Here is a 596-nt window from a genome sequence, read left to right on the forward strand (position 1 = left end):
TCGCAAAGGATAAGATATCATCGTTGTATTTTCTCATTTTATAAATAAAACTATTAATCAAATTATCATTCATTCTTTGGTATCGATGAAAAATAAAGCACAATAAATAAAGACTTATAAGGAATTCATTAAACCTTTTTAATTTATATACGGAGTAATACTCTACTAAAGAAGCGTAATATTTAATACTTTCATTAGAAATCTTTAGTTGTGGCAAAATTGAATTGGCCAGTTGAAAAAGAGGATACATTTCTTTCCCATATTCAATTTCGCGTTTAATTTCGTTCATACTAAAGTCTTTAGGTTCATGTTTAATTCGAGTAATCTTATATAACCCAGAAGGATTGTATAATAATTCTTTTAAATGCCGTTTATCCGCCTCGGATAGTTGTTTGTGTATAATCCTTATAAGGCGTTTTTGTTCATATGTAATAGCATTTCCTACAACCTCTTGTATAAAGCTATAGCCAGGAATAATAATTCGTTTAGTAGTTAAATAATTTATCAGTTCGCGAAAGATAAAAATCGGTTTCCCACTTACAGCTGCAGCTCTACGAGCTTGTTCTTTTAAATCTAGTCGAGATTGTGAATCACAA

Annotated in this window: 1 protein-coding gene; it reads right to left on the reverse strand. The window is 29.5% G+C overall.

Features of this window, described 5'->3' with window-relative positions; translation table 11 throughout:
• A partial coding sequence (locus ACODS7_RS32420; RefSeq protein WP_488828668.1) for a DUF4158 domain-containing protein occupies positions 1-596 on the reverse strand: 596 nt, incomplete at both ends.

It is taken from the genome of Bacillus sp. FG16 (genome assembly GCF_057809515.1).